General features: G+C 62.5%; 17 protein-coding genes. 6 read left to right on the forward strand and 11 right to left on the reverse strand.

Going from position 1 to position 19,979, the window contains the following annotated elements:
- Positions 1 to 319: 319 nt before the first annotated feature.
- From QMK22_RS06350 to QMK22_RS06360, 3 genes are read right to left on the reverse strand one after another with little or no spacing between them, the layout of a single operon-like run.
- A complete protein-coding gene (locus QMK22_RS06350) occupies positions 320 to 2,020 on the reverse strand; it encodes a hypothetical protein (protein ID WP_283496769.1) in 1,701 nt (566 codons plus the stop codon).
- A 43-nt stretch (positions 2,021 to 2,063) separates the two neighbouring features.
- On the reverse strand, positions 2,064 to 2,834 hold the full coding sequence (locus QMK22_RS06355; RefSeq protein ID WP_283496770.1) for an AAA family ATPase: 771 nt from the start codon (positions 2,832 to 2,834) through the stop codon (positions 2,064 to 2,066).
- Positions 2,831 to 4,363 (reverse strand): TnsB C-terminal domain-containing protein, encoded by a 1,533-nt coding sequence (locus QMK22_RS06360; RefSeq protein ID WP_283496771.1) that lies wholly within the window; start codon positions 4,361 to 4,363, stop codon positions 2,831 to 2,833. The genes QMK22_RS06355 and QMK22_RS06360 overlap by 4 nt, the downstream gene beginning before the upstream one ends.
- Positions 4,364 to 4,560: 197 nt before the next feature.
- Between QMK22_RS06360 and QMK22_RS06365 the strand changes: the two genes are divergently transcribed.
- The gene (locus QMK22_RS06365; RefSeq protein WP_283496772.1) at positions 4,561 to 5,640 is read left to right on the forward strand and encodes a hypothetical protein; all 1,080 of its coding nucleotides are present in this window, start codon (positions 4,561 to 4,563) and stop codon (positions 5,638 to 5,640) included.
- Positions 5,641 to 6,003: 363 nt separating this feature from the next.
- Here the strand turns inward: QMK22_RS06365 and QMK22_RS06370 are convergent, their stop codons facing one another.
- The 3 genes from QMK22_RS06370 to QMK22_RS06380 are packed head-to-tail and all read right to left on the reverse strand — an operon-like array spanning position 6,004 to position 11,399.
- Entirely contained in the window at positions 6,004 to 6,684 is a 681-nt protein-coding gene (locus QMK22_RS06370) for a hypothetical protein (protein ID WP_283496773.1), read from the reverse strand.
- Between the two features lie 36 nt (positions 6,685 to 6,720).
- On the reverse strand, positions 6,721 to 9,288 hold the full coding sequence (locus QMK22_RS06375) for a DEAD/DEAH box helicase family protein (RefSeq protein ID WP_283496774.1): 2,568 nt from the start codon (positions 9,286 to 9,288) through the stop codon (positions 6,721 to 6,723).
- Positions 9,288 to 11,399 (reverse strand): site-specific DNA-methyltransferase, encoded by a 2,112-nt coding sequence (locus QMK22_RS06380; RefSeq protein WP_283496775.1) that lies wholly within the window; start codon positions 11,397 to 11,399, stop codon positions 9,288 to 9,290. The genes QMK22_RS06375 and QMK22_RS06380 overlap by 1 nt, the downstream gene beginning before the upstream one ends.
- A 413-nt stretch (positions 11,400 to 11,812) precedes the next feature.
- Between QMK22_RS06380 and QMK22_RS06385 the strand changes: the two genes are divergently transcribed.
- Complete coding sequence (locus QMK22_RS06385; RefSeq protein WP_283496776.1) at positions 11,813 to 12,082, forward strand: hypothetical protein; 270 nt, start codon at positions 11,813 to 11,815, stop codon at positions 12,080 to 12,082.
- Positions 12,083 to 12,314: 232 nt separating this feature from the next.
- Here QMK22_RS06385 and QMK22_RS06390 read toward each other — a convergent pair.
- A protein-coding gene (locus QMK22_RS06390) for an IS3 family transposase (protein WP_283496777.1) occupies positions 12,315 to 13,606 on the reverse strand; the annotation gives its coding sequence in 2 pieces (ribosomal slippage) (positions 12,315 to 13,336 and positions 13,336 to 13,606; 1,293 coding nt in all).
- Positions 13,607 to 13,887: 281 nt separating this feature from the next.
- Here QMK22_RS06390 and QMK22_RS06395 point away from each other — a divergent pair.
- The 3 genes from QMK22_RS06395 to QMK22_RS06405 all read left to right on the forward strand — a co-directional run bounded on the left by QMK22_RS06395 (position 13,888) and on the right by QMK22_RS06405 (position 15,813).
- On the forward strand, positions 13,888 to 14,400 hold the full coding sequence (locus QMK22_RS06395) for a hypothetical protein (protein WP_283496778.1): 513 nt from the start codon (positions 13,888 to 13,890) through the stop codon (positions 14,398 to 14,400).
- Positions 14,393 to 14,908 (forward strand): hypothetical protein, encoded by a 516-nt coding sequence (locus tag QMK22_RS06400; RefSeq protein ID WP_283496779.1) that lies wholly within the window; start codon positions 14,393 to 14,395, stop codon positions 14,906 to 14,908. The genes QMK22_RS06395 and QMK22_RS06400 overlap by 8 nt, the downstream gene beginning before the upstream one ends.
- 344 nt (positions 14,909 to 15,252) lie before the next feature.
- Positions 15,253 to 15,813, forward strand: a complete 561-nt coding sequence (locus QMK22_RS06405) for a recombinase family protein (RefSeq protein WP_283496780.1) — start codon at positions 15,253 to 15,255, stop codon at positions 15,811 to 15,813.
- Positions 15,814 to 15,999: 186 nt separating this feature from the next.
- On the opposite strand, the gene QMK22_RS06410 is transcribed toward QMK22_RS06405, so the two are convergent.
- The 3 genes from QMK22_RS06410 to QMK22_RS06420 all read right to left on the reverse strand — a co-directional run bounded on the left by QMK22_RS06410 (position 16,000) and on the right by QMK22_RS06420 (position 18,591).
- Positions 16,000 to 16,458, reverse strand: a complete 459-nt coding sequence (locus tag QMK22_RS06410) for a putative immunity protein (protein ID WP_283496781.1) — start codon at positions 16,456 to 16,458, stop codon at positions 16,000 to 16,002.
- A gap of 112 nt (positions 16,459 to 16,570) precedes the next feature.
- A complete protein-coding gene (locus QMK22_RS06415; protein ID WP_283496782.1) occupies positions 16,571 to 17,371 on the reverse strand; it encodes a hypothetical protein in 801 nt (266 codons plus the stop codon).
- Positions 17,372 to 17,544: 173 nt separating this feature from the next.
- Positions 17,545 to 18,591 carry a hypothetical protein gene (locus QMK22_RS06420; protein ID WP_283496783.1) on the reverse strand — a complete coding sequence of 349 codons (1,047 nt, stop codon included), beginning with the start codon at positions 18,589 to 18,591 and terminating at the stop codon, positions 17,545 to 17,547.
- A 106-nt stretch (positions 18,592 to 18,697) separates the two neighbouring features.
- Between QMK22_RS06420 and QMK22_RS06425 the strand changes: the two genes are divergently transcribed.
- On the forward strand, positions 18,698 to 19,108 hold the full coding sequence (locus QMK22_RS06425; RefSeq protein WP_283496784.1) for a VOC family protein: 411 nt from the start codon (positions 18,698 to 18,700) through the stop codon (positions 19,106 to 19,108).
- Positions 19,109 to 19,500: 392 nt separating this feature from the next.
- Here QMK22_RS06425 and QMK22_RS06430 read toward each other — a convergent pair whose 3' ends face one another.
- Complete coding sequence (locus QMK22_RS06430; RefSeq protein ID WP_283496785.1) at positions 19,501 to 19,821, reverse strand: DUF1905 domain-containing protein; 321 nt, start codon at positions 19,819 to 19,821, stop codon at positions 19,501 to 19,503.
- Positions 19,822 to 19,979 lie beyond the last annotated feature (158 nt).

Raw genomic sequence — 19,979 nt, forward strand, 5'->3', positions numbered from 1 at the left:
TGCACCCCTTCGCCACTACGGAATCCATTTTCCGTTCACGTTTGAAGGGGCATCCGCGTTTTTGGGAGTTGTTCCGGGCCCGTGTTCAGGGCTAGTGAGGCCATTCTGCCCAACGGCATCTCAGCGTGCCTGGCGTGTGAGGTACGGCGCCTGGCCGTAACGATAACGTATTACGAAATAGACGCTCGACATCGGAGTTGTCATCTTTCGAAGTGGTCTGCACTGAGAATGCTCATCTCAATGTCAGTAAATTGCTCATTTGACTGTCAGTGACCTCGTAGGCGCTTGCGGCCAGGATGGGAGCTGCTGCGGGAGTGGTCTAATGATCTTCATGTCTCACGAGCGTCCGTTCGGGGACGTTTTGGGCTGGGCGGTCGGTGAGCCTCAGGGCGTATAAGACATCGGGGTGGGGTGCCAGGGCGGTGAGGTTCCCGTCTGGGTCGCGGGGATAGCAGGCGAGCTGGCGGCGGATGAGTAGCCAGCTGCGCCCCGTGGGGCTTTTATGTCGATCGCAGGGCGGGATGGCGCTCAGGTGGTCGTGGAGCAGGTGGAGGACGCTAGCGGCGGTGTCTTCGGTCAGTGGGCGTCGCCCGTGCCAATGGTCGTGAGCATGGTTGTTTGCCGCTGGCTTGGCGTGGTCGCGGCGGGTCGATGCTGGCTGGCTGGGTTGGCCGAGGATCTGTGATGTTGGTGGTTGTCCTGCTGGCAGCGAAGCAGCGGTATGAACGGGTGGGGCGTCGATCTGGGTGCAGGTGATTGTGATTTGCCAGGTGGCCTCGAGCGTGGGTGGTTGAGCAGGCAGTGCGATCTGACAGTGGTCTGCCGCTGCTTGGATCCGTTTGTTTGTCGCCGCGGGCGGTTCGAATAGCCGTTGACGGGCGGTGGCGGGGTGCTGCTGCATGGCGAAGGCGGCGGCGGCACGGAGCAACGGGCGCGCCGCGACCGGCACGTGGAAGACAGCCCAGGTCGAAACGGTCGGCGCCGTCTGGGTGATCAGGTTTGGCGCCTTTTTGGTGATCTGGGGCCGCCATGCCAGTCGTAGAGCAGCGAGGTCTGGGCGCTGGTGGGCCAGTGTTGCGTAGCTCATCACCTGCGGCGATATGCCGGTGAATAGTGCGGTGGCCATGCCTGCGGCGACCATGGGGTGGGCCACGCCCGTACGGATCCGTTGCAGGATGTCTTGGCTGAACGGCACAGTATTCAGTCCCGGCCCGCTCAGGACGTCCATGAGGTCGCGAGCTGGGGGAATGCCCAGCAGTAGCCCGTGTTCCCAGAACCCGGCCTGGGCACCGCGTAGCCGGGCCAGTGTGTGAGCGCGGGTAGGGCTGTCATTCACCAGCCCGGTGAGGAACAGCTGCACGTGCTCCGTGCCAGTCCAAGTCTCCGCGGGTGCGGGGCGGCTTAACCAGTCGCAGGCTGTCTGGTGCCCGTGCTGGTAGGCGGCATCGACCCGTGCGAAGTCCGCAGCGTCGAGCCGCCGGTACGCCTCGGCACGGAAGTGCGCAACGCCGGCCGCGGGTAGGTCCGGCAGGTGGTCGGTGTCTGGGCGGTCAGACTGCGGTTCCGATCTGATCAGGGGTGGGTGGGCTGGCTCGTGCGGGGCGAGGGCCTGTGCCAAGTCTGTGAGCACGTGGTGCTCAATTCCGGTCAGGACGGCACCTAGGGATTTCGGGACCTGCCGGGTGTGGCAGACCAACATCAGGCGGGTACCGGTGTGTTGGCACAGCCCGACCAGGTGATTCCAGGTGCCGTCCGAGAGTCGATCGGCGCGAAGCACGATCAGGTCGGTGACCTGATCGGTGACCATCCATGCGGCCACGGCTTGCCAGGGGCGTACTTCCCCGGTCAGATGTTCAGCCTGAAGCCGGGTCACCGGCCGGGCCAGGGCGACCAGCACGTCGTAAACGAACGCCGTGGGGCTCGAGGTTGCGGGCGTGGGATGCACCACGACCCGTCCGCGGGCCGGGTCGTGGTGCTCCAGCAGGCTCACCGTCACGCGGACGTCGTCCGTGGGGTCCATCAGGACCCGAACCGGCGCCGGTGCATCCGGGCGGGTGGCACGCTCACCCACCACTGCCGCCCAGTCGGCTGAAGACCCATTGCAGGACCTCCCGGTCGGGACGCTCACGTTCGAGGCGGTCCAGCGCGGTCACCAGGTGGGCGGTGATCTTCGACCAGGCCCGGAAGTTGCCGTGTCCGGCGTGGACGTCGGTGTAGACGATGTCCTCCGGGTCGGCGTCGGCCCAGACCCGGTGGTAGGCCGGGATCACGGCCAAGACCTGCTCGCGGGTCAGGCGCCGAAACTCCTGCCAGACGTAGACGCGGCTGGAGAGCATCGGTTCTCGGCGCAACACCTGGTAGCAGTCGCCGCCACCGACAAAGACGATCGCGATGTCGGTGCGCCGGTCGTCCCACAGGTGCCGCCACAGCTCAAAGCACTCCCGTGAGAGCCACTGAGCTTCATCGCACACCAACACGCGGAACCGTTCAGACAAGACGTCTTTGAGGAGGGCATCGAACTCGATCGGGCGTGATGGTGGGGTTCCGCTGACCCCGAGGGCCTCGAACAGGACGTGGCGGATGTCGCGTGGGGTGGGCCGAGCCCGGAACTGCACCCGGCACACGTCGGCTGGCGCCAGTGCCCGCAGTGACGTGTTGACCGACAGCGTCTTCCCCAACCCGGCGTCACCGTGCACACACATCATCGCTTTGGCTGCCATGACGTCGACCAGGTTGTCCTGCAGCATCAGCAGGGCCTCGGTCGCCACCACATTCGCCCCTGCCAAGCCGAGATAGTGATCGTCTCGCTCGTCGATGTCCGCCGACGCACTCACCGGCCTTGGCCCCCGCCGATGTCTTCACCCAAGGCACGGGTGGTCTTCTCGCGCGGGGAACGGGGCAAGACCCAGCCCGGCGCTGGCGGACGTAACGGCACCAACAGGGGCCGGGCTGCAGCCTGCAGCTGCTGATCATCGGCGTCCGACAGCTCGGCCGTCGCCTGCGCGACGGTGACTGCGCTGATCGGTTGCGGGGGCGCCGCGGTGGTCGCCGCGGCATACCGAATCCGGCGGGCTTTCTCCGCCGCGCGCAGGTCTGCCTGCAATTGCCGGCGGCGAGCCTCGCGGGAGCGGCGCAGCTCACCAATCTGCTCACTGCTGGCCATATCAGCGAGCGTCGCGGCACCCAGGTGCTCCCCGGTGCTGGCGTCGAACACCTCGACCTCGTGCTCGTGGTGGGGCATATGTCGCAGCCGCACCTGGCGGCTGACCTGCCCGGTCATCCACGCGGCGACGTACTGGCGCGCCCGCCACGAGACACCCTTCGTGGTGATCTTTCGGGTGCGCCCATCGTCCTCCAGGGTGAGCAGCCGCAGGTCGCCGGCAGGCACCGTGTTCAGCGGAGTTGGGTCATCCAGCCACGCCTGCAGCGGTGTCATGCCTTCCAGAACAGGCATCTGGTGCTCGGTGTTCCACCACCGCACCCAGCCCAGCAACTCGGCGACGAACGCCTCGAATGTCAACGCCGGCGCATCCGGATCGATCGATCTGCCATTGGCTAACTTCTGTGCGCCGGTATAGCGGGGCAGGCCCGCAAAAAACATCTGCACGGACGCCCCATTCACCGTCTCCACCGTGCCTTTCAAGTGCGGTGTATACGCAGGCAGAGGCACGACCCTCACGGCGAAACCTGCCAGGACGCTGCGTACAGTGTCGGAGAGGAAATCCTTCCCCCGGTCTACCCGTACTCTTTCGGGTAGCCCACCTGGCGGCCCGTACGGCACCTCGAGGGTGATCGCTGCACGCAACGCCGCCAAGATACTCTCCCTGGACGGCGCCCCCGGTGTGATTGCCGTGCCGCACACCGCGTTCGTGCCAACGTCGACGAACCATGTCACCCATGGTTTGACCAGCCGGCCCTCGACGTCGACCTCAACGGGAGCCTCAACATGATCGGACTCCCACGTCTCATTGCGGTGCATTCGCGGACGTTGCAGGAATACGTCATGCGCACGCCGGGCACGTTCACCGTGGCGCAAGCCCGCCCTATCTCCCCGCAGGATGTCCCGTTCCACGGCCCGCTGCAGGGTCTGCCGGCTCACCGCCACAGTCCCCGCGCTCGTGGCCACCTCAACGAGCTCGCGGTGCACAGCGCAGATGTTGCCACGCCAGAACGCGAGCCGTTCACGCAGCAGATCCGTGACCATGAAATGGTCGCGTGTCGCCTGGTTGAGGTCATCGCTGCTTCGGGCCCGCTCGATCCACCGCCACACGGTCCGCTGCGACACGGCCAGCACCTCCGCCGCCAGCAGCACGTTCTCCGTCGTCAGCCGACCTTCACCATCCAAGACCATCAGCCGCCGCACCGCCGCACCGCCGCCTCACGCGGAAACCGATCCCGCGCCCCCGAGTCCTGTCCGCCCATCATCGACTCCTTCTGCCGACCACCAGATCACCACGGTGATCAACGATCCTACTGGGACGAGCGCGCAGCCTACTGACATCGACATGAGCAGATTAGTGACATCAGGATGAGCAGATTCCGCGGATTACTGACACCGAGATGAGCATTCTCAGCACGTGCCGTTTCCCCGGCTGCGACCGCCCGGCGGCGGCCGGGGAGTCCGGCTCGGGCCGGCCGCCCGAGTACTGCGACGACCCCGCCCACAACCGGGCCGCTGCGTGGCGTGCCCGCCAGGCGCAGCGCGGCACTGTCACGGCGCCGTCCAAGGTCGACGGCCGGCCCGTGGACTCTGCTCGGCAGCGCGCGAGCGAGATCCGGTCGCAGGTGTCCGGGATGATCGAACACCTCGAAGGACAGCTGCGCGTCCTCGTCGAGGAGCTCGGCACGGTGGGGGACCTCGACGCCGCCGAGGCACAAGCCGAGTCCGTGGCCAGCGACGCGGCCGAAGCGGTCGCATCGGCCACAGCCCGCGCCACCCGGGCCGAGCAGGCTGGGCGTCGTGCGGAAGCCGAACGCACGGACGCTGATGCCCTCACCGCTGAAGCGATTGCGGGCAGTGAACTCCTCGAGCGCACGCTGGCCGAAGCGCACGCGAGCGCGGCGGCCACCGAGGCGGCGCGCGTGCAACTCGTCGAAGAACTCGCCGACGCGGTTGCTGCTGCGGCAGCGGACCGCGAGAGCAACCGCACCACGGTGGCGGGCCTTGAAACAGAACTCACCACGGTGCGGGGGAGCCTGGCCGAGGCGCAGCGCGACCACGCTGCCACCGCTGCGCGGCTTGTCACCATGACCGCTACCGCGGCCACGGCGGAGAGCCGGGCGACGACGGCCGTGGCGACGGCTGCCGCCGCCGCAGAACGCGCCGAGCGGGCAGAGGCCCAGGTGCAGTCCGGGCGTGACCAGGTCGACGCTCTCCGCACGGAACTGTCCGCAGAACGTGACCGTGCCGGGGCTGCGGCCTCGCAGGTCGCCGTGCTGACCATCGAACGCGACAATGCCCTGGCCGCGGTCATACGCGAACGGCAATACGCGGACCAACGCATTGCCGACCTTCGCGCCTACGAGCGAGAAGAGCAGAGCACCGAGAGCACCGGCCCACACGCCGCCGACTCGACGGCACCCGCGGCGAAGAAAAAAGCCACGAGCGCCTCACGGACCGACGACCAGGCGAACTCCTAACCGGGCCCGCGCCTCACAGACCAACGCTCTCGGCTGCTGATTCTCTCTCCCAGCCGGGGGCGTTTCTGTAACCCATGACCCGGCAGTTGGCGCCGGACTGCATGCGTCAGGTGCGAATCCTCACCGACTCCGTCAGAGGCTTTCTGCCGGGGGAGTGTTCCCAGTACCATTTCGCCATGGACAAGTCACGGCTGGGTCGATGCCCCAAATGCGGGGAAATGGTCAACGTGTACACGTTGGAAGACGGCACGGTGTACCTCGGGTGCGACGAACTTGCCTGCTTATGGGCGTCCCACTTGGAGTCGATGCCTGTTGAGGAATATGAGGGACAAGAGGACGGATGATCATCAGCCCACTCAGCGCTCAGAACACTATCTTCGCGAGCTCTTGCATGATCGCGGCCACGTCGCCGCTCCTCAGCTCATCGATGAAGAAGAGCTTGCTGCCAAGCCCATTCAATGACGCGCCGACCACTACGCCGCGCGACTCCTCAGCGATCCAGAAGCGGTCATGGAAGTCCTCGGACTTGTGAACCACGAGGGAAACACCGGGTTTCAGAGAATGTAGGTGTTCCGTCGTTGTTGCAACTATCCGTGTGTTCGCCTTCTTATTGACGACGCATCGCACGGTCGCATCCGCGTTGAGCAGCGGAGCGATGAGATCCGCCAGGAATTCGGCGTACTCCTCTTCGCCTAGGGATGGCGTCGGAGGAAACAGATACGGGTCGATGATGATCAGGTCGTTTGCTGGGCCGAGACGAGCGAGTCGCTCTGCCACGAACTGCTGGGCCGTCCGGTACGACGCCTTTGGCGAGATGTCTTCTTGCAGCCGAACGAACCTGAGGAACGCGTGCGCGCCTTCGGCTCGCAGCTTTGTTTGGACGTCTTCAAGCGAATACTGTTTCGTCGAGAAGGGCATCGTATATCCCAGCGCGTTGACGAGTTCATTGATGCGCATCAGGTCTCGATACTTCGGATGAGGACGAATCTCAAAGCGCGCATCTGCGTAGTCGATCACCGAGTCGTCCAGATCGTCGCTTTTCATCCTCAATCCGTCTTCCTGTCTGCCTGTCTGCCTCTGTCAGTACGCGACAGATGCGCCACGGTATGCGGCGTCGGCGTCGATGGCACCCAGCACACTTGTACGCACCTCGGGCTGGGTGAAATCGAGCACACGTAGCTCGCCTTCAATCCGCGAGATGGATTCGATGCGGTGGAAACTGTCGCTGTATGTTTCGGCGAACCGCGCCATCCCACGTAGCTTCGCTAGTGCATCGGGCAGCCATGCACCGTGGGGGTCGACGATGTTAGCCCTCACTCCTGCGGGGGTGTCGACGAAGAAGAGGAAGTCTGGGCGAAGCGTCCGCCATGACCCGAGCGAGTCCTGATACGCGATGCTCATCGAGTCCCGACCGCCCGTAGGGTTGCGGTACCAGGCGAGCAGGTCGCCGCGCTGGATCTCCGCGTCAAGCACCTGCACCTCATCGGGGTTGAGCTTCCCAATTGGGAATAAGCCCTTCTCGTCCGAGAGAAGGTGGAGAGGACGATGTTCAACTCTTTGCGTTGACTCTCCGACCGAGCGGCGCGTCTCCTCCTGCCGGTTCTTAGGTAGAGCCATCGAGATCAGCTGTGGGTCTGTACTCATCGCCGTTATCTCGGCGTACAGGCTTTGGCGAGACTCGGACAGCGTCTTTATCGCAACCCGTTGCTGGCCTAGCCACTCTGACGAGATCGAGTCAGCGGCGATATCGAGCGCTGGCCGCGTCTGCGGCAACATCGAGAGCCCGGCGACGCGAACGTGTGCATCACGGAGCACCTCCTCCTCATCTGCATCGGCTGCGAGGTGATCGATGTAGGTTCGTGCGATGTCCGGAGTGATCGTGCGTGCAGCGTTGCGATACGAGTCCTGAATGGCGCGGTCATCGGCTGCTTCGGTCCAGGCTGCGTCGATACGCAGGCCGTGGCGCGCACGTCCACGTACTGTGCCGCCAGCGACCGTGAGGACGTCCGCCTCAGCCTTCCTCAACTCCTTCGGATACTGTGCGGCCAGTCCGTTTAGAACGCCGTGGAGCCTCTCGTGTGCGATGCGACCTGCTTCGTGGACCAGTCCATCAGCGGCGAGTGCGTGAGCGAGCGATGTCAGCCGCTTGATCGGGTTGGCGTGCTTACGCGGCAATGTCTCGGCCGGCAACTCGGTGAACAATTCCCACACCTCGTCCGGAACCATTCCGTTCGGCGTCATGAGCTGCGGATCTATGAGGACCCGCTGGCCTGTCCCCGTCCCGGTATCCGTGAGGTCGTTGCCCATAATCTGTTCCAACACGCGACTGGCGGTCACCTTGTTGAAGCGTGGCAGGATGCACTCGACGCTGTTCAGGAGGTTATCGCCCTCGACTCGGCGTGCCAGGGGCGATCGAACCATACGGCCGAGCAGCTGTGTGATGTGCGTCTCGTCCACCGCGGGCCGGAACGACACCATCACCTCGGCGCGGGGGCAGTCCCAACCAGTGCTAATCGCGTCCTTAGCGAGAAGGACCCGGATGTATGTCGCGTCCTCGACGCGCTCGGGAGACACATACGGAACGCTGTGGGGACCAAACGTCTGCGCGGTGTGGTCGCCGAAAACATGCGCGATCGCATCCGATCCAAGTTCTGGCCACTCGTCCCGAATCACGTCGATGGCAGACGCTACCTCCGCCGGGGCAGGCTTGTTCGGCACTTGCAAGACGAGCAGCGGCTTAACAGCCTCGGCCTCGGCCTCGTCCTGAGCTGCGGCGTATGCGGCCCAGGCCGCGGAGATCTCCTTGACCTTCCGGACTCCGCGCCGGAGGAGCACGGTGCTGAAGTCGCCGGTCTCTGCGGGGAAGTCGAGGACGATGTCGTCCTTCAGGAGACCGGATTCCTGAATACGCACAGGGTCGACTGTGATCGTGCGAAGGTGAACGCGGTTGTCCTGCACTTCGGCCGCATGCATGGCATGCTCGAACCGTTGCACAGTCGCGGAAATACCCCACACGATAGGCATGGGCGGGACGCCGCTGTGCCCATTGATGAGGCGTTTGACGATGGTCGGCGTGTCCGATGAGGACCGCTTTCCCATGCCTCGGTGCGCCTCGTCGAGAACCATGTAAAGAGTGAGGTTCGGGTCCTCGATCGTGTTCCGCAGTGTGTCCCAAATAGTGAACGGCACAGTGTCAGGGTGTGAATCTATGCCCGAGAGGGTGTTTGAATCGTCATGCCCACGCACGAGGAGGCTCTTGCGAGACAGCTTCGAGGTGTTGAGGAAATAGACGTGACCAGCCTGAAGCTTTGGATACCGGAACGGATGTTCAACGGTCACTAGCCGGTTGCGGAGTCTGTCGGACGCTTGGTCTAGACGATGTCTGGTCTGTTGATTCAACGAGGGATCATCACTGAACCACAAGACGACCGCGCCTGGATCGGGTACCACATCGAAGTCGTCACTTCCCCAGAAAAGCGCCTCAATGACACCGGCGGCCATGACAGTCTTGCCCGCACCGGTCGTGGCTGTCAGAGCGACGGACGAGACGCGCGGACGCGCGCCATGGTAGAACTCACGCGCGTCCGCGAGCTCCCGAAGTGTGTCACCGACGGCGTCGCCCTGGTAGTCCTTCAGCGTGAAGCGCATCAGATGTCCACGTTGCTTTCACAATTTCGGAGGTAGTCCTCGTAAAGGCGCACAGTCTCAATTCCAGGAATTTCATTCGCGATCTGCTGGTAGCGGCCCTCGTCGTCGGTGACGATGTACGCGATACGGATGCCTTCGGCTTCATGTAGGGCGGCAATGAACTCGGATGCGAGGTCGAGGTCCTTGATGACGCCGTAGCTCTCGGCAACGGCCCATCCATTCGTGATCGTGTCGATCCGGCGCCCGCTTGCTCCCGTGCGCAACCACAGCATCGGGGCGATGGCGGCAAACGCACGATCGTTGCCGACAAGCCACGGCGACTCGTAAGTCAGCGTGAAGAATGCAGCGTTTTCCTCGAAACCATCGGCCATCGGGAACTCATCCACGAACTTATATTCGCCGTTGATCAGCTCACCGTTCGGAGTGAGTCCGGTGATAGCGGCCCGGATGCGTGGCTTCGTGATGGCGTCGCAGATCCCGTGCTGTTCCCATTTAAAATCCCCGGGTCGGAGACCGGATGTTCGAAGAGCTCGTTGGGCCTCTGCGGAGACCTCGTTGTTGGTGACGAGGATGGCTTGGCGGTTGCCGCCATCCTGCTTGTTTAGGCGCATCACCGCGTGCGCAGTTGTGCCGGAACCCGCGAAAAAGTCCAAAACAGTCGCGGTCGGTTTCTCTGCAACGAAGAATCGCAGCACGTCCTCGACTGCATATAGCGACTTAGGGAACGGGAAGGATCGTCCCGGCAGGAGATTCCTCAGAAGATTACTACCGTGATGACCCGCGCTATGGCGTGAAAGTCCCCAAACGGTCGTGGGCCGGAAAGAGGCCTCCTGCGTGTTACCGTCCGCGGTTATGATGGAACCGTCGTCGCGACGACCGATCACCTGATAGTCCGTGCGGACCCTTCGCTGCTCGCCGGACTTGAGATAGGCGATTGCGGTGTCGGTGCCTTTCGGTTTTCCAAGTCGGGCATATCCCGAGTCGATCAACGTACGAAGAGATGCAGGCCCGACCTGCCAGCGACCTTCTGAGCCGTCTCGACGGAGCGGCCACACTGCGATACATCCTTCGGGCGCTTGCACGTCGTTGCGCGAAATGCCCGGGCCCGGCGATTCTCCGACTAGAACGAACTGCTTAGCATCGGCGTCCAAGAAAACCGGATAAAACATGCCCTCACGGTCAGCCCGCTGAGCGCCGGTCCCTGTCCGCTTCAGACTGTCCCAATGAATCGACCCCCGAACGGTAGCGGTCGCTGTTCCACCCCAATCAGCGCCTAGTGGCAGTGGAGTTACTGCAGCGCTGCCAAAATAGACGCAAAAAATATACTCTTCCGAACGCTTGAAGAAACGCCCACGAGCACTCCCCTGGGGGGCAATCACGCTGGTCACCATCTGAATTTCTGCTCCGGGAAAAGTCTGCTCAAGCAGCAACCCGAGGCGTAGGTACTCTTTCTCGTCGATCGTCACAATCAGGACCGAGTCCTCCGGGTTCAGGAGGCGCTTCGCCACTTTGAGCCGCCGTTCCATGAACGCCAGCCACTTCGAGTGGCGGTACAGGTCGTCGCCCTCCACGTAGTCGTTGTTGTACTTCCAGTCCCGCGAGCCGGTGTTATAGGGAGGGTCTATGTAGATCGCGTCGACAGAGTGCTCGTGCGTGAAGGTCAACAACTCAAGAACGTGGAAGTTCTCGCCGTTGATCACAGTGTGAAACGGCTTGTCCCCGCCGCGCTCCACAGCGCCGTCAGGACGTAAGCCAGGGTAGATCCGATCCCGGAACTCGGCCACAAGGATGAGGTCTTCAACCGGCGCTGTGACCGTCTCCTCCTCTAACCCATCGGGAGCCAAAAGCTCCGCAGTGCCGCCGGCGATCGACTCAACCTTCCAGAGCCGCTGATCGCCTCGCGCGGTGGACGTTCGCGGCTGGAGCACACGGACCTTGCTGCCCTTGCGGATAGCGTGGCCTGCTAGTTCGACGGCCTCGGGAGCGTGCCGCTCGAAATTGAGCCCGAAGGGGAGTCGCTTCTGCAAAGGAAGGAGCTCGGCTTCCAGGTCTTCGCCAAGCTGCGGATCGAGCTGCTTAGCGGCGCGCAGAAGGTCCGATAGTCGTGACATTGCCCCGTCCTTTCACATGACTAGAGTTCGCGTCCTCACGCGAACGTGTGGCGCGAACTCGTCTTCAAGCCTATCGGCGAGTGGTCCTCGCCCTTGACGATCGCCGTAGGCCGGGCGTGGCGCCCACGGGAACGAACGCGACAACGCTCTACTCCCAGGCAAGGACCTCCACCATGACCGCATCGACCCGAGCGCCGCACGCTGCCACACCACGGCATACGCACCCCGAAAACGATCGTTTACGGGCGCGGCATGGGAGCCCGGTTGGTACCGGTCAGTAAAAGAGGGCTACCAGCACCTGCGATGCTCAGTCGTGGAGTCTCGCCAACACAACCTCAGCCCGCCCGTGAAAAACCCCCTCGTGTCGGTGGTGGCCGCTAGCATTTGGCCAACCGAATAGAGGATCCACCGCCATGGCGACACACTTGATCACGTACGACCTTCGAGCACCTGGACGCGACTACGACCCCGTCTACGACTACATCAAGGGGCTCGGCACCTGGTGGCACAACATCGACAGCACCTGGATTGTCATGAGCGACCTCACCGACGTGCAGATCCGCGACGGGCTAACAGCCGTTGTGGACAGTGATGACAAGGTTCTTGTATTGAGCCTGACAGGTGTCGGTGCCTGGCGAGGTCTGAGCGACACAGGCAGCACCTGGCTCAAGACCAACTTGTAAAAGAGTCGTACCGGAAACGGTGTTAGAACCATTGTTCGTTTCAAAACTGATCTCGGGTGTTTGATTCTGGGCGATTTCGCGGACTACGGTTCTGGAACGTTTGCAAGCCGGTCGACAGACTCGCGCCGGCGGTCATACCCAGAACCTGCTCGCTTTCGCAGACGAGTTCTGCGTTCGAGGCGACGACCGCCGTGTCCCACATCCTTGGTAGTGGAATGAACCGTCCCGGTTTTCATGCCGCCGTTTTGTTGGCGGCTTCGATATTTATCGGGCCGTTTGTTTCAGCGTAGTAGTTGCTTTCGTATTCCTCGGGCGTCATGTTCCCGAGGCTGCTGTGCAGGCGTCGATTGTTGTACCAATCCAGCCAGTCGAACGTGAGTTTCTCGACGTCCGCGATGGTCTTCAACGGGCCCGTCATGAAGGGTGATGTCTTCGCTACGGCCTCGTTCTTGTAGAGCCCCATAACGGTCTCGGCGGCCGCGTTGTCATAGGCGTCGCCGATGGTCCCGATCGAGGCAACGAGCACCTCGAGCGCGACGGTTTCTGTGAACTTGATGGACGTGTACTGTGAGCCCGCGTCTGAGTGATGTATCAGCCCGGGCCCCACCGCGTGTCCGGCATGGTCGCGGCGCCAGAGAGCCATGTTCAAACAGACTTCAACGAACGGGGTGTCCTTGATCGTTGAAGCATGCCAGCCCACAATCGCCCTCGAGTACAGGTCGATGGCGAAGGCCACGTAGACGAAGCCGCCCCACGTCGGCACATAGGTGAAATCCGTTACCCAGCTGTGGTTCGGGCGGGGCGCGCTGAAGTTGCGTTTGAGCAGGTCAGGGGCTCGAGGCGAGTCCTTGCCCGTCGACGCCGACGCCCGGGGCTTACGACCGCGCACGAGGCCGTTCATGCCCTCGAGACGCATCAACCGGTCGACCGTGTGCTTGGAGACGTCAGGGAACCCGCCCCGGCGAAGCCAAGCCGTCATCTTCCGCCGCCCATAGAGGATCTCGGGCTGCTGACGGCCCTGGCAATCTCGAGCCTTCAACGCCCTGAGACGGTCGACGAGGACCGCGTCGCTCTGGACTCGCGCGGCGGCGGCGCGGGTCTTCCATGCACGATATGACCGTGAAGTGACCGCGACGCCCTGCTCACGCAGGACGCCGCACGTCAACTCGACTCCATGGCTGTTCGCCTTCATCCCAAGGATGAAAGCGACTATGGGCGGCTGCGAGGGTCGAGTTCCCTCGCGAAGAAAGACGCTGCCGCTTTGAGGATGTCATTCGTCTCGCGCAGGTCACGGTTTTCGCGCTTGAGGCGTTTGATCTCCTCGAGTTCCTCGCTCGTGGGGCCGGTGCGTTCGCCGGCGTCGGCCTGCGCCTGGGTGACCCACTTTCGGAGCGTCTCGGCACCGATGTTGAGCTTGGGTGCCAGGTCGCGGCACGCGGCCCACATCGACGGGTAATCCTTCAAACGATCAAGTGTCATTCGGACCGCTCGGTCGCGAACCTCTGTTGGGTGTTTCTTGGGCATATCCGAATCCTTTCACCAGAAAGAAAGCGGCAGGAAATCCGGGACGGTTCAGAACGGCCTGCGCCCGGCACGCCAGCTAGCCGCCGGTGGGTCTCGGGGTGTCCCACAAAGCAGGTGCGCATTTGCGTTTCACAAGGGGTGCGTATTTGAAGGTGTGCCCGTTCATGGGGTGACGGCGCCGTGGGTTCCATGAATGCACATCAACGATGTGAATCGTGACCGCCCGGTATGACCACAGCGTCCCTGATATCGATAGACCGATGACTCGGTAAGGTGGTCGCATGACCGAGAGCGAGGGCAGGCCCCACACGCTGCGCATCGGCAGCGGCCAGATCGACACCGGTTGGAAGTTCTGGTTGGCGCTTGCGGGAGCAACAATCATCATTTGGATTGGTTTCGCGGCAAACCCGAAAGATCCCGGGGGTGGCGTGCTCGTTGCCGTTTCAACGGTTGTGGGCACTCTTGTCGGTGTCGCGCTTCAGTTCCAGCCTGTGCCGCAGGATCAGAGTCCCAAAGCGGAGGGCGCAATCCGCGGTCTTGGAATCATCGCTCAGCTCACCGCGGATGCGAACGCGATCGTGGGCCAGGTGGCATTGACGACGAAGGAAACGCGCACGTCGTTGGCGCTGCTGAGCGTGCAAACGAGCTTGCAGCAGATCGGCAGTGAGCTCCAGATATCGATGGTGCAATGGGATGGTGTCGCCCCCGGGTCGTTGTCAACCTACGAAGCGGATCGCCAAAAGGGTAGCGATCTACTTCGCAGACTCACAGAGGAGAAGAACGGTAGTGAGTGATCACATTGAAGAACTGCCCCGGCTGACCGGGCACGTTGCAGAACTAGTCAGTGACCGCGAAGTGATCCTCAACCGTGGATCGACTCATGGCGTCCGAGAAGGACAGTATTTCGCCATTCTCAACCCCGACACGATTGGCATCACGGACCCCATAACGGGGGAAGACTTGGGAGGCATTCGCGTTGTGAAGGTCGTGGTCGTTGCCGTCGAAGTCGCACCGAAGCTGACTCTCGCCCGGACATTTCGAACGAAGACGCTCAATATTGGCGGGTCGGGCGGTCCCACTCTCGCTGCGATGAGCGCGATGTTCAACACTCCCAAGTACATCGAGACTGTTGAGAAGCTGACGCTTGACAAGAACGCGCCCCGAAAAATTGCCCCGTCCGAAAGTGTCGTGAGTAAGGGCGATCCGTTTGAGGAGGCCCGTGAGGATGAAGTCGAAGATGTGAGGACCATCACGCTTTTTGAACCAGATGAGAGCTGGAGGGTCTCGGACGCAGAGGCCTAAAACTCCATCGCGACGGTTGAACTCACGATGCCGCGCCCTCCGTGCGTACAGATGAGTGTAACTCGCGCAAGTCGCGTCCTGCCTTGTAACTCTAGGGCTGAAATATGTCGCCCACCGCGATCACCTCTTTGAGAACGAATGCGATTTTCCGAAGTCGTCTGCACAAACGTCAGGACTCACCTCCGCGCGCGTTTGCTGACAGGAGGTATGCCTAGTTGGGGTACACACCAGCTTGACGTCAGATCGTGCCGCGAAACCCGTCTAGTTGAAGTTGAATTCTCATTTGTTGACACCACTCCTGCCCGACTCTTAGAGTTCAACCTGACAGATCAGGCGGTGGACATATGACAGGTCAGCGACTCGGCTACGTGCGCGTCAGCACCCTCGATCAAAACACGGCCCGCCAGCTCGACGGCGTCGACGTAGACCAGGTCTTTGCAGACAAGGCGTCAGGTAAAGACGTGAACAGGCCCGAGCTGGAACGGATGATCGATTTCGCCCGAGACGGTGACACCGTTCTCGTTCACTCGATGGACCGCCTGGCCCGCAACCTCGATGACCTCCGCGCGATAGTGCGCCGGCTCACGGAAAAGAAGGTGCGGGTCGAGTTCGTCAAGGAGCAGCTCACCTTCACCGGTGACGACAATGCCATGGCGACGCTTCTTCTGAATGTGATGGGAGCGTTCGCGGAGTTTGAGAGATCACTGATCCGTGAACGTCAGCGCGAAGGCATCAATCTGGCAAAACAGCGCGGCGCGTACCGCGGCCGCAGACCATCGCTGGACGCCAAGACCGCCACCGAGCTGCGCGCGAAGGCCGCGGCCGGCGTCCCGAAAGCTGCCCTCGCTCGCCACTATGGCGTCAGCCGAGAGACCGTCTATGCGTACCTCCGTGCCGAGGCCTGAACGTCGCATCGTGCACACGACCTTGAACAACTGAGCGCTCGAGGTCGCCTGCACCCGCCGTGGATGCACGCGGTAGGCCGTGCAGGCTACCTCGAGAAACGACACTAAACGGCAACGACACTAAACGGCGGTGATGTGTGATCGCTCTTTGGTGCAACCCCGGACGTGCCCACAAACGATCGTTTGCTAGAGGCCTTTGGGGAAGCCGATAGGGCGCAGCTCGGGGGCTAGGTTCTCCCACTGCCAGGCGCGCTCAGTTTCTCGATCGACCTTGCCGTCGCCGTAAAGGCCAACGGCTTTCGCGGCGTAGGTCGCAGCGTGCGGAGAGTGATCGAACATGTGGGCCACTGCGCACGCCTGCCCGGCGGCACGAGCGGCGGCGACCGCCGCCGCCACCCCCGCTTCGGTCGCGTCGCGCGCGGCCGCATGAGCTGCAAACGCAGCGGTGCGACATGCCGTCATCGGAAGTTCGCCACGCTCCCACGCCCGTAGTGCTGCGATCGCTGCGCGCGGGCGGTCATCACCTGGTCGCTGTTCCTCAAAGATGGGCAGGGCGCGCTCTGCGCAGTTCGCCGCCCACAGCGCGATCGCGTGATGAATCGACGGCTCAGGATTGGCCCATTTGGTTTTCGTTTCCTCACTCACTCCTCGATGCTCTCAGGGATCGGCTACAGAAAAATCAGTCCAACGCGGGTTGTATCGAGAAGACGTGCGCGTACGTGATGGAAGTGGCCCAGTAACGATCGATTTCGGTCTCTCAGACGATGGTGCGCACGAGCCAACCGACGATCGCACTGTTTGCGTAGATGCGGTGGTGGGCGTCGTCCTCGTCGCTAAGACCGGGGTGCGAACCTGCGGCGTGGCTCAGCTTCCAGAGTCCACGAACGTACTCGTTCGGCCCGTAAGGGAGGTAGCCCTTCGCCTGCAGCGCGTCGATGGCTGGCCCGCCCTGAGTGGGGGCGGTACCAGTGCGGCGCGCCGCAAGTTCGATCAGAACCGACTCGAACGTGGTTCGCAGCTGGCTATTAGATGCGGCCCAGTTCTGCGCGTGAAACGCCTTGAGCGCCTGGTCATAGTGGCCGGCGGCCGTCGTGAAGCCTTCCGCGGTGAGTTGGTTGGCTAAATCTGAAGCGAGTAAAGCTACTGGGAGCCCGGTGTATCCGAGCGGTGTGATTGCCCACCGAGTCTCCGTCTCTGCGGTTACCCAGGCCGAAGCTGGCTTTACGACAGTCGTGGACGGGGTGCATGCGAACCCATCAGCCCGGAGGGATGCAAGAAGTTCGCGCACCCATTCTGGCGACGCGGGGTCGTCCTCCTGGTCGCGTAGCGCTGTGGACACGAGATCGAGCAGCTCCGACTCCTTGCGGCTCTTGAATGCCGCGGTTAGGGCCTTGTCCGCTCGTTTCGCCTTGCTCATGGTGGAGAACTTGCGATCGTCCGGGCCGGGGTCAGCATCTCCCAAGTTGTGCCGTTTAAGCACGCCGCCCAACGTCGCCTGCGACGCATTGCGGTCAAGGTAGTCGATCAGTAGCCCGACCGATTTTTGTGAAATGTCCATAGGCGGAGACTACTCGTGGGCGTGTGCTGGACGAGCCGCTTATTCGCCGAGGAGGGACAGGGCCGGATCAGCCGGAGCGAGCGTATGCAGACTGTGATTTTCGCTCCAACGTCATCCGTCGCTGTCCGCTCACACCCCACTCGTCAACGATCAATTGTGAGCGCGCCCACCCCTCACTGCGGAAGACCGGCACGCTCACGTATGCGCAGAACATCTGCAACCACCAAGTAGGTCTGGACAACGCACGTGTCGACTTCGTAGATCGTCACCTCGGCGTGAACGCCCTTGCTTGCGAGGTCATTCAGGGCGGTGAGCCGAGCACCGACATCTTCGACGGCGGCCTGAACGGCGGCACCGTTCTCGTGCTTGCCAATCGTCTCTATGACAAATTGCAAGAGCCTGTTCATGAACTTGTCATCACCAAGCACCCGATCTTTCCCATCGATGCCGGTCACGGGTGCAGAACTCGAGGGGTAGAGCTCATCTGCGATCGTCTTCAATACTCGTCGGCAGGACGTCAGCGCATGAGCCCGGTCCTCGTTTCCCCCGGCCTTCAGCCTTCGATACGCCGCTTGAAACTGGTCCAGAGCCGGTGGCGAGATCATGGTCAGTTGATTGTCGACGTAGGATCGCAGCCTGTCGAACGTCTCGGCCGTCGCTTCTCCGAACGTGAGCTCGTACTCGGTTTCACTCAGAAACTCCCAAAGGCGGTCCTTGATCCGGGCAAGCGAAGCTTCTAACGGTTGGCGTGATTTGAATAGTTGCGCACGGAGCTGCGTCTGCTCTGAGACATGCTTGCCGAGATCGTAAGTATGCATTCCCGTGGGTGGCGGAGTAAGTGTTGCTTCCTCCTCCTGCCTCAACGTTTGCACTAGCTCCTCCGTCTGCTGAACACTCCGATAGTTCGCTTTGTTGCCGGGCAGCATTCTCCGCCTGGTGTAGCTGGCGAACTCCACGTTGAATATCGCATCGGCCTCTTCACTCGGCAGCGCCTTGAGTAAGCGATTAGCGAGGGACTCGCGCGTTGTTCCCCCTTTGTTCTCGAAGTCGTTCGCAATATCCGATAACTCGAGCGACAGCCAGAGGAGCGACGCTACATCGCCGCGCAGCGATGCGATGCGCTGACAGCGCCGCGTCAGCGAGGCGACCGTTTCGTTGGGGTCCTCGAACCGGTCCATCAACTCTTGGACAAGGGTGGAAGCGCGATCGATGTCAGGCATGTGTGAAGGCTAACGTCCGAGCCGGTCCGAAATAGCGGGAGTGCGCACTCCACAAACGATCTATAACGGCATGGGGGTAGGGATACTGAGTTGCTAGCCTCGGGTTATGGCTGACTTTCCCCAGTTGCTCCATACCGTGGTGGACACGCCAGACGTCCGTGGGCTCGCGGAGTTCTATCGCCAATTGCTGGGTTTGCGATATCGCCCGGGAGATGAGGCGTGGACACAAGGCGAGGAGGGTGCCGACTGGCTAGTGCTGACAGACGAACATGGCCGCCGTCTGCTTGCCTTTCAGTACGTCGAAGTGCTCGAGCGAACGACCTGGCCCGAGCCTGACGTACCGATGCAGCTGCACCTCGACTTCACCGTGCCCGACCGGGCAACGCTTGAGAAGCAGCACTCCAGGGCGCTGGCGCTGGGAGCCGAGTTGCTGTTCGACCGGACTACGGATCCCGACGAGCCTCTGTACGTCTACGCCGACCCAGCTGGGCATCCCTTCTGCATATTCGTACGCTGACGTCGCGCACGCATCGGTGCCGCCACGAAACGCTGCCAGAATGCCCCGTCAGACTCCGCTACCTGTGCGGCCTATTCCGTCCGCTTGAGTGTCTAGAAACGATCGTTTAGCACCAGGTAGACGGCGGGCTGCAGCGCCCGCGGTGTGACTTTCAGCGCTATGTGGCGGCATGCTGTGATCGCTAGTTGGCGCATCGATCTGGTCGCCGTCGTTGGCTCAGAGCGGGTAGTCAGACTCCACTCGATTTGGTCTTGTGCCGCGTACATTCGTACCCCTTCGGTGAAGATGCTCAAAAAGCTTGACTGAGCCTTCCGAAAGCGCAACCCTGACCGGTCGTCGACGGATGTCGGTGGCCGGCCATCGGCCCGTCCGGGCCCGGTCTGGGGCTGAGCTCAGAGCAGGAGCTCTAACACGATCGTGACCGGGTCTCCGGCGCCGACCCCCTCGGCCTGACGGATCACCTTCTTCACGAAGAGGATGAACGAACCATCGTCGCTGTTGAAGAAAAGCGATGTCGCCCAGTGCGATTCGTTGATGGCCGCCGCGATTTTCACCGATCCGAAGCCACCCCGTCGGCCGTTCGTGAGGTGGCGGATGTCCTCGGACTGTTCCGCCGGCACCGTGACGAAGTACCACGCCCGGTCCGGGTACACCTGCAGCTCTGCGGTGAAGGTGAAGGTCAGGCCGGATTCCGGCCGGGGCGTCGTCCCCATCGGGGTCTCCATTCTGTGCGGGGCCGGGTCTACACCGGCAGCTCGGTGGTGGGCGCACGGGGCGCCGACGGAATGGTGCCGAGCGGGATGACGAATCCCAACCGGCACGGATTCTGGGCGCGACACTCTCGTCGTTGCTTGCAGGAACGAGCGGCGTC

It is taken from the genome of Cryobacterium sp. PH29-G1 (genome assembly GCF_030063365.1).
GTDB lineage: Bacteria > Actinomycetota > Actinomycetes > Actinomycetales > Microbacteriaceae > Cryobacterium.

Excerpts from the sequence above, each read along its gene's own strand:
- QMK22_RS06380 (WP_283496775.1), bottom strand. The coding sequence starts at position 11,399 with ATGTCACGACTATCGGACCTTCTGCGCGCCGCTAAGCAGCTCGATCCG.
- QMK22_RS06370 (WP_283496773.1), bottom strand. The coding sequence starts at position 6,684 with ATGAAAAGCGACGATCTGGACGACTCGGTGATCGACTACGCAGATGCG.
- QMK22_RS06420 (WP_283496783.1), bottom strand. The coding sequence starts at position 18,591 with ATGCCTGACATCGATCGCGCTTCCACCCTTGTCCAAGAGTTGATGGAC.
- QMK22_RS06430 (WP_283496785.1), bottom strand. The coding sequence starts at position 19,821 with ATGGGGACGACGCCCCGGCCGGAATCCGGCCTGACCTTCACCTTCACC.
- QMK22_RS06395 (WP_283496778.1), top strand. The coding sequence starts at position 13,888 with ATGACCGAGAGCGAGGGCAGGCCCCACACGCTGCGCATCGGCAGCGGC.
- QMK22_RS06405 (WP_283496780.1), top strand. The coding sequence starts at position 15,253 with ATGACAGGTCAGCGACTCGGCTACGTGCGCGTCAGCACCCTCGATCAA.
- QMK22_RS06350 (WP_283496769.1), bottom strand. The coding sequence starts at position 2,020 with ATGGACCCCACGGACGACGTCCGCGTGACGGTGAGCCTGCTGGAGCAC.
- QMK22_RS06385 (WP_283496776.1), top strand. The coding sequence starts at position 11,813 with ATGGCGACACACTTGATCACGTACGACCTTCGAGCACCTGGACGCGAC.
- QMK22_RS06425 (WP_283496784.1), top strand. The coding sequence starts at position 18,698 with ATGGCTGACTTTCCCCAGTTGCTCCATACCGTGGTGGACACGCCAGAC.
- QMK22_RS06365 (WP_283496772.1), top strand. The coding sequence starts at position 4,561 with ATGAGCATTCTCAGCACGTGCCGTTTCCCCGGCTGCGACCGCCCGGCG.
- QMK22_RS06415 (WP_283496782.1), bottom strand. The coding sequence starts at position 17,371 with ATGGACATTTCACAAAAATCGGTCGGGCTACTGATCGACTACCTTGAC.
- QMK22_RS06375 (WP_283496774.1), bottom strand. The coding sequence starts at position 9,288 with ATGCGCTTCACGCTGAAGGACTACCAGGGCGACGCCGTCGGTGACACA.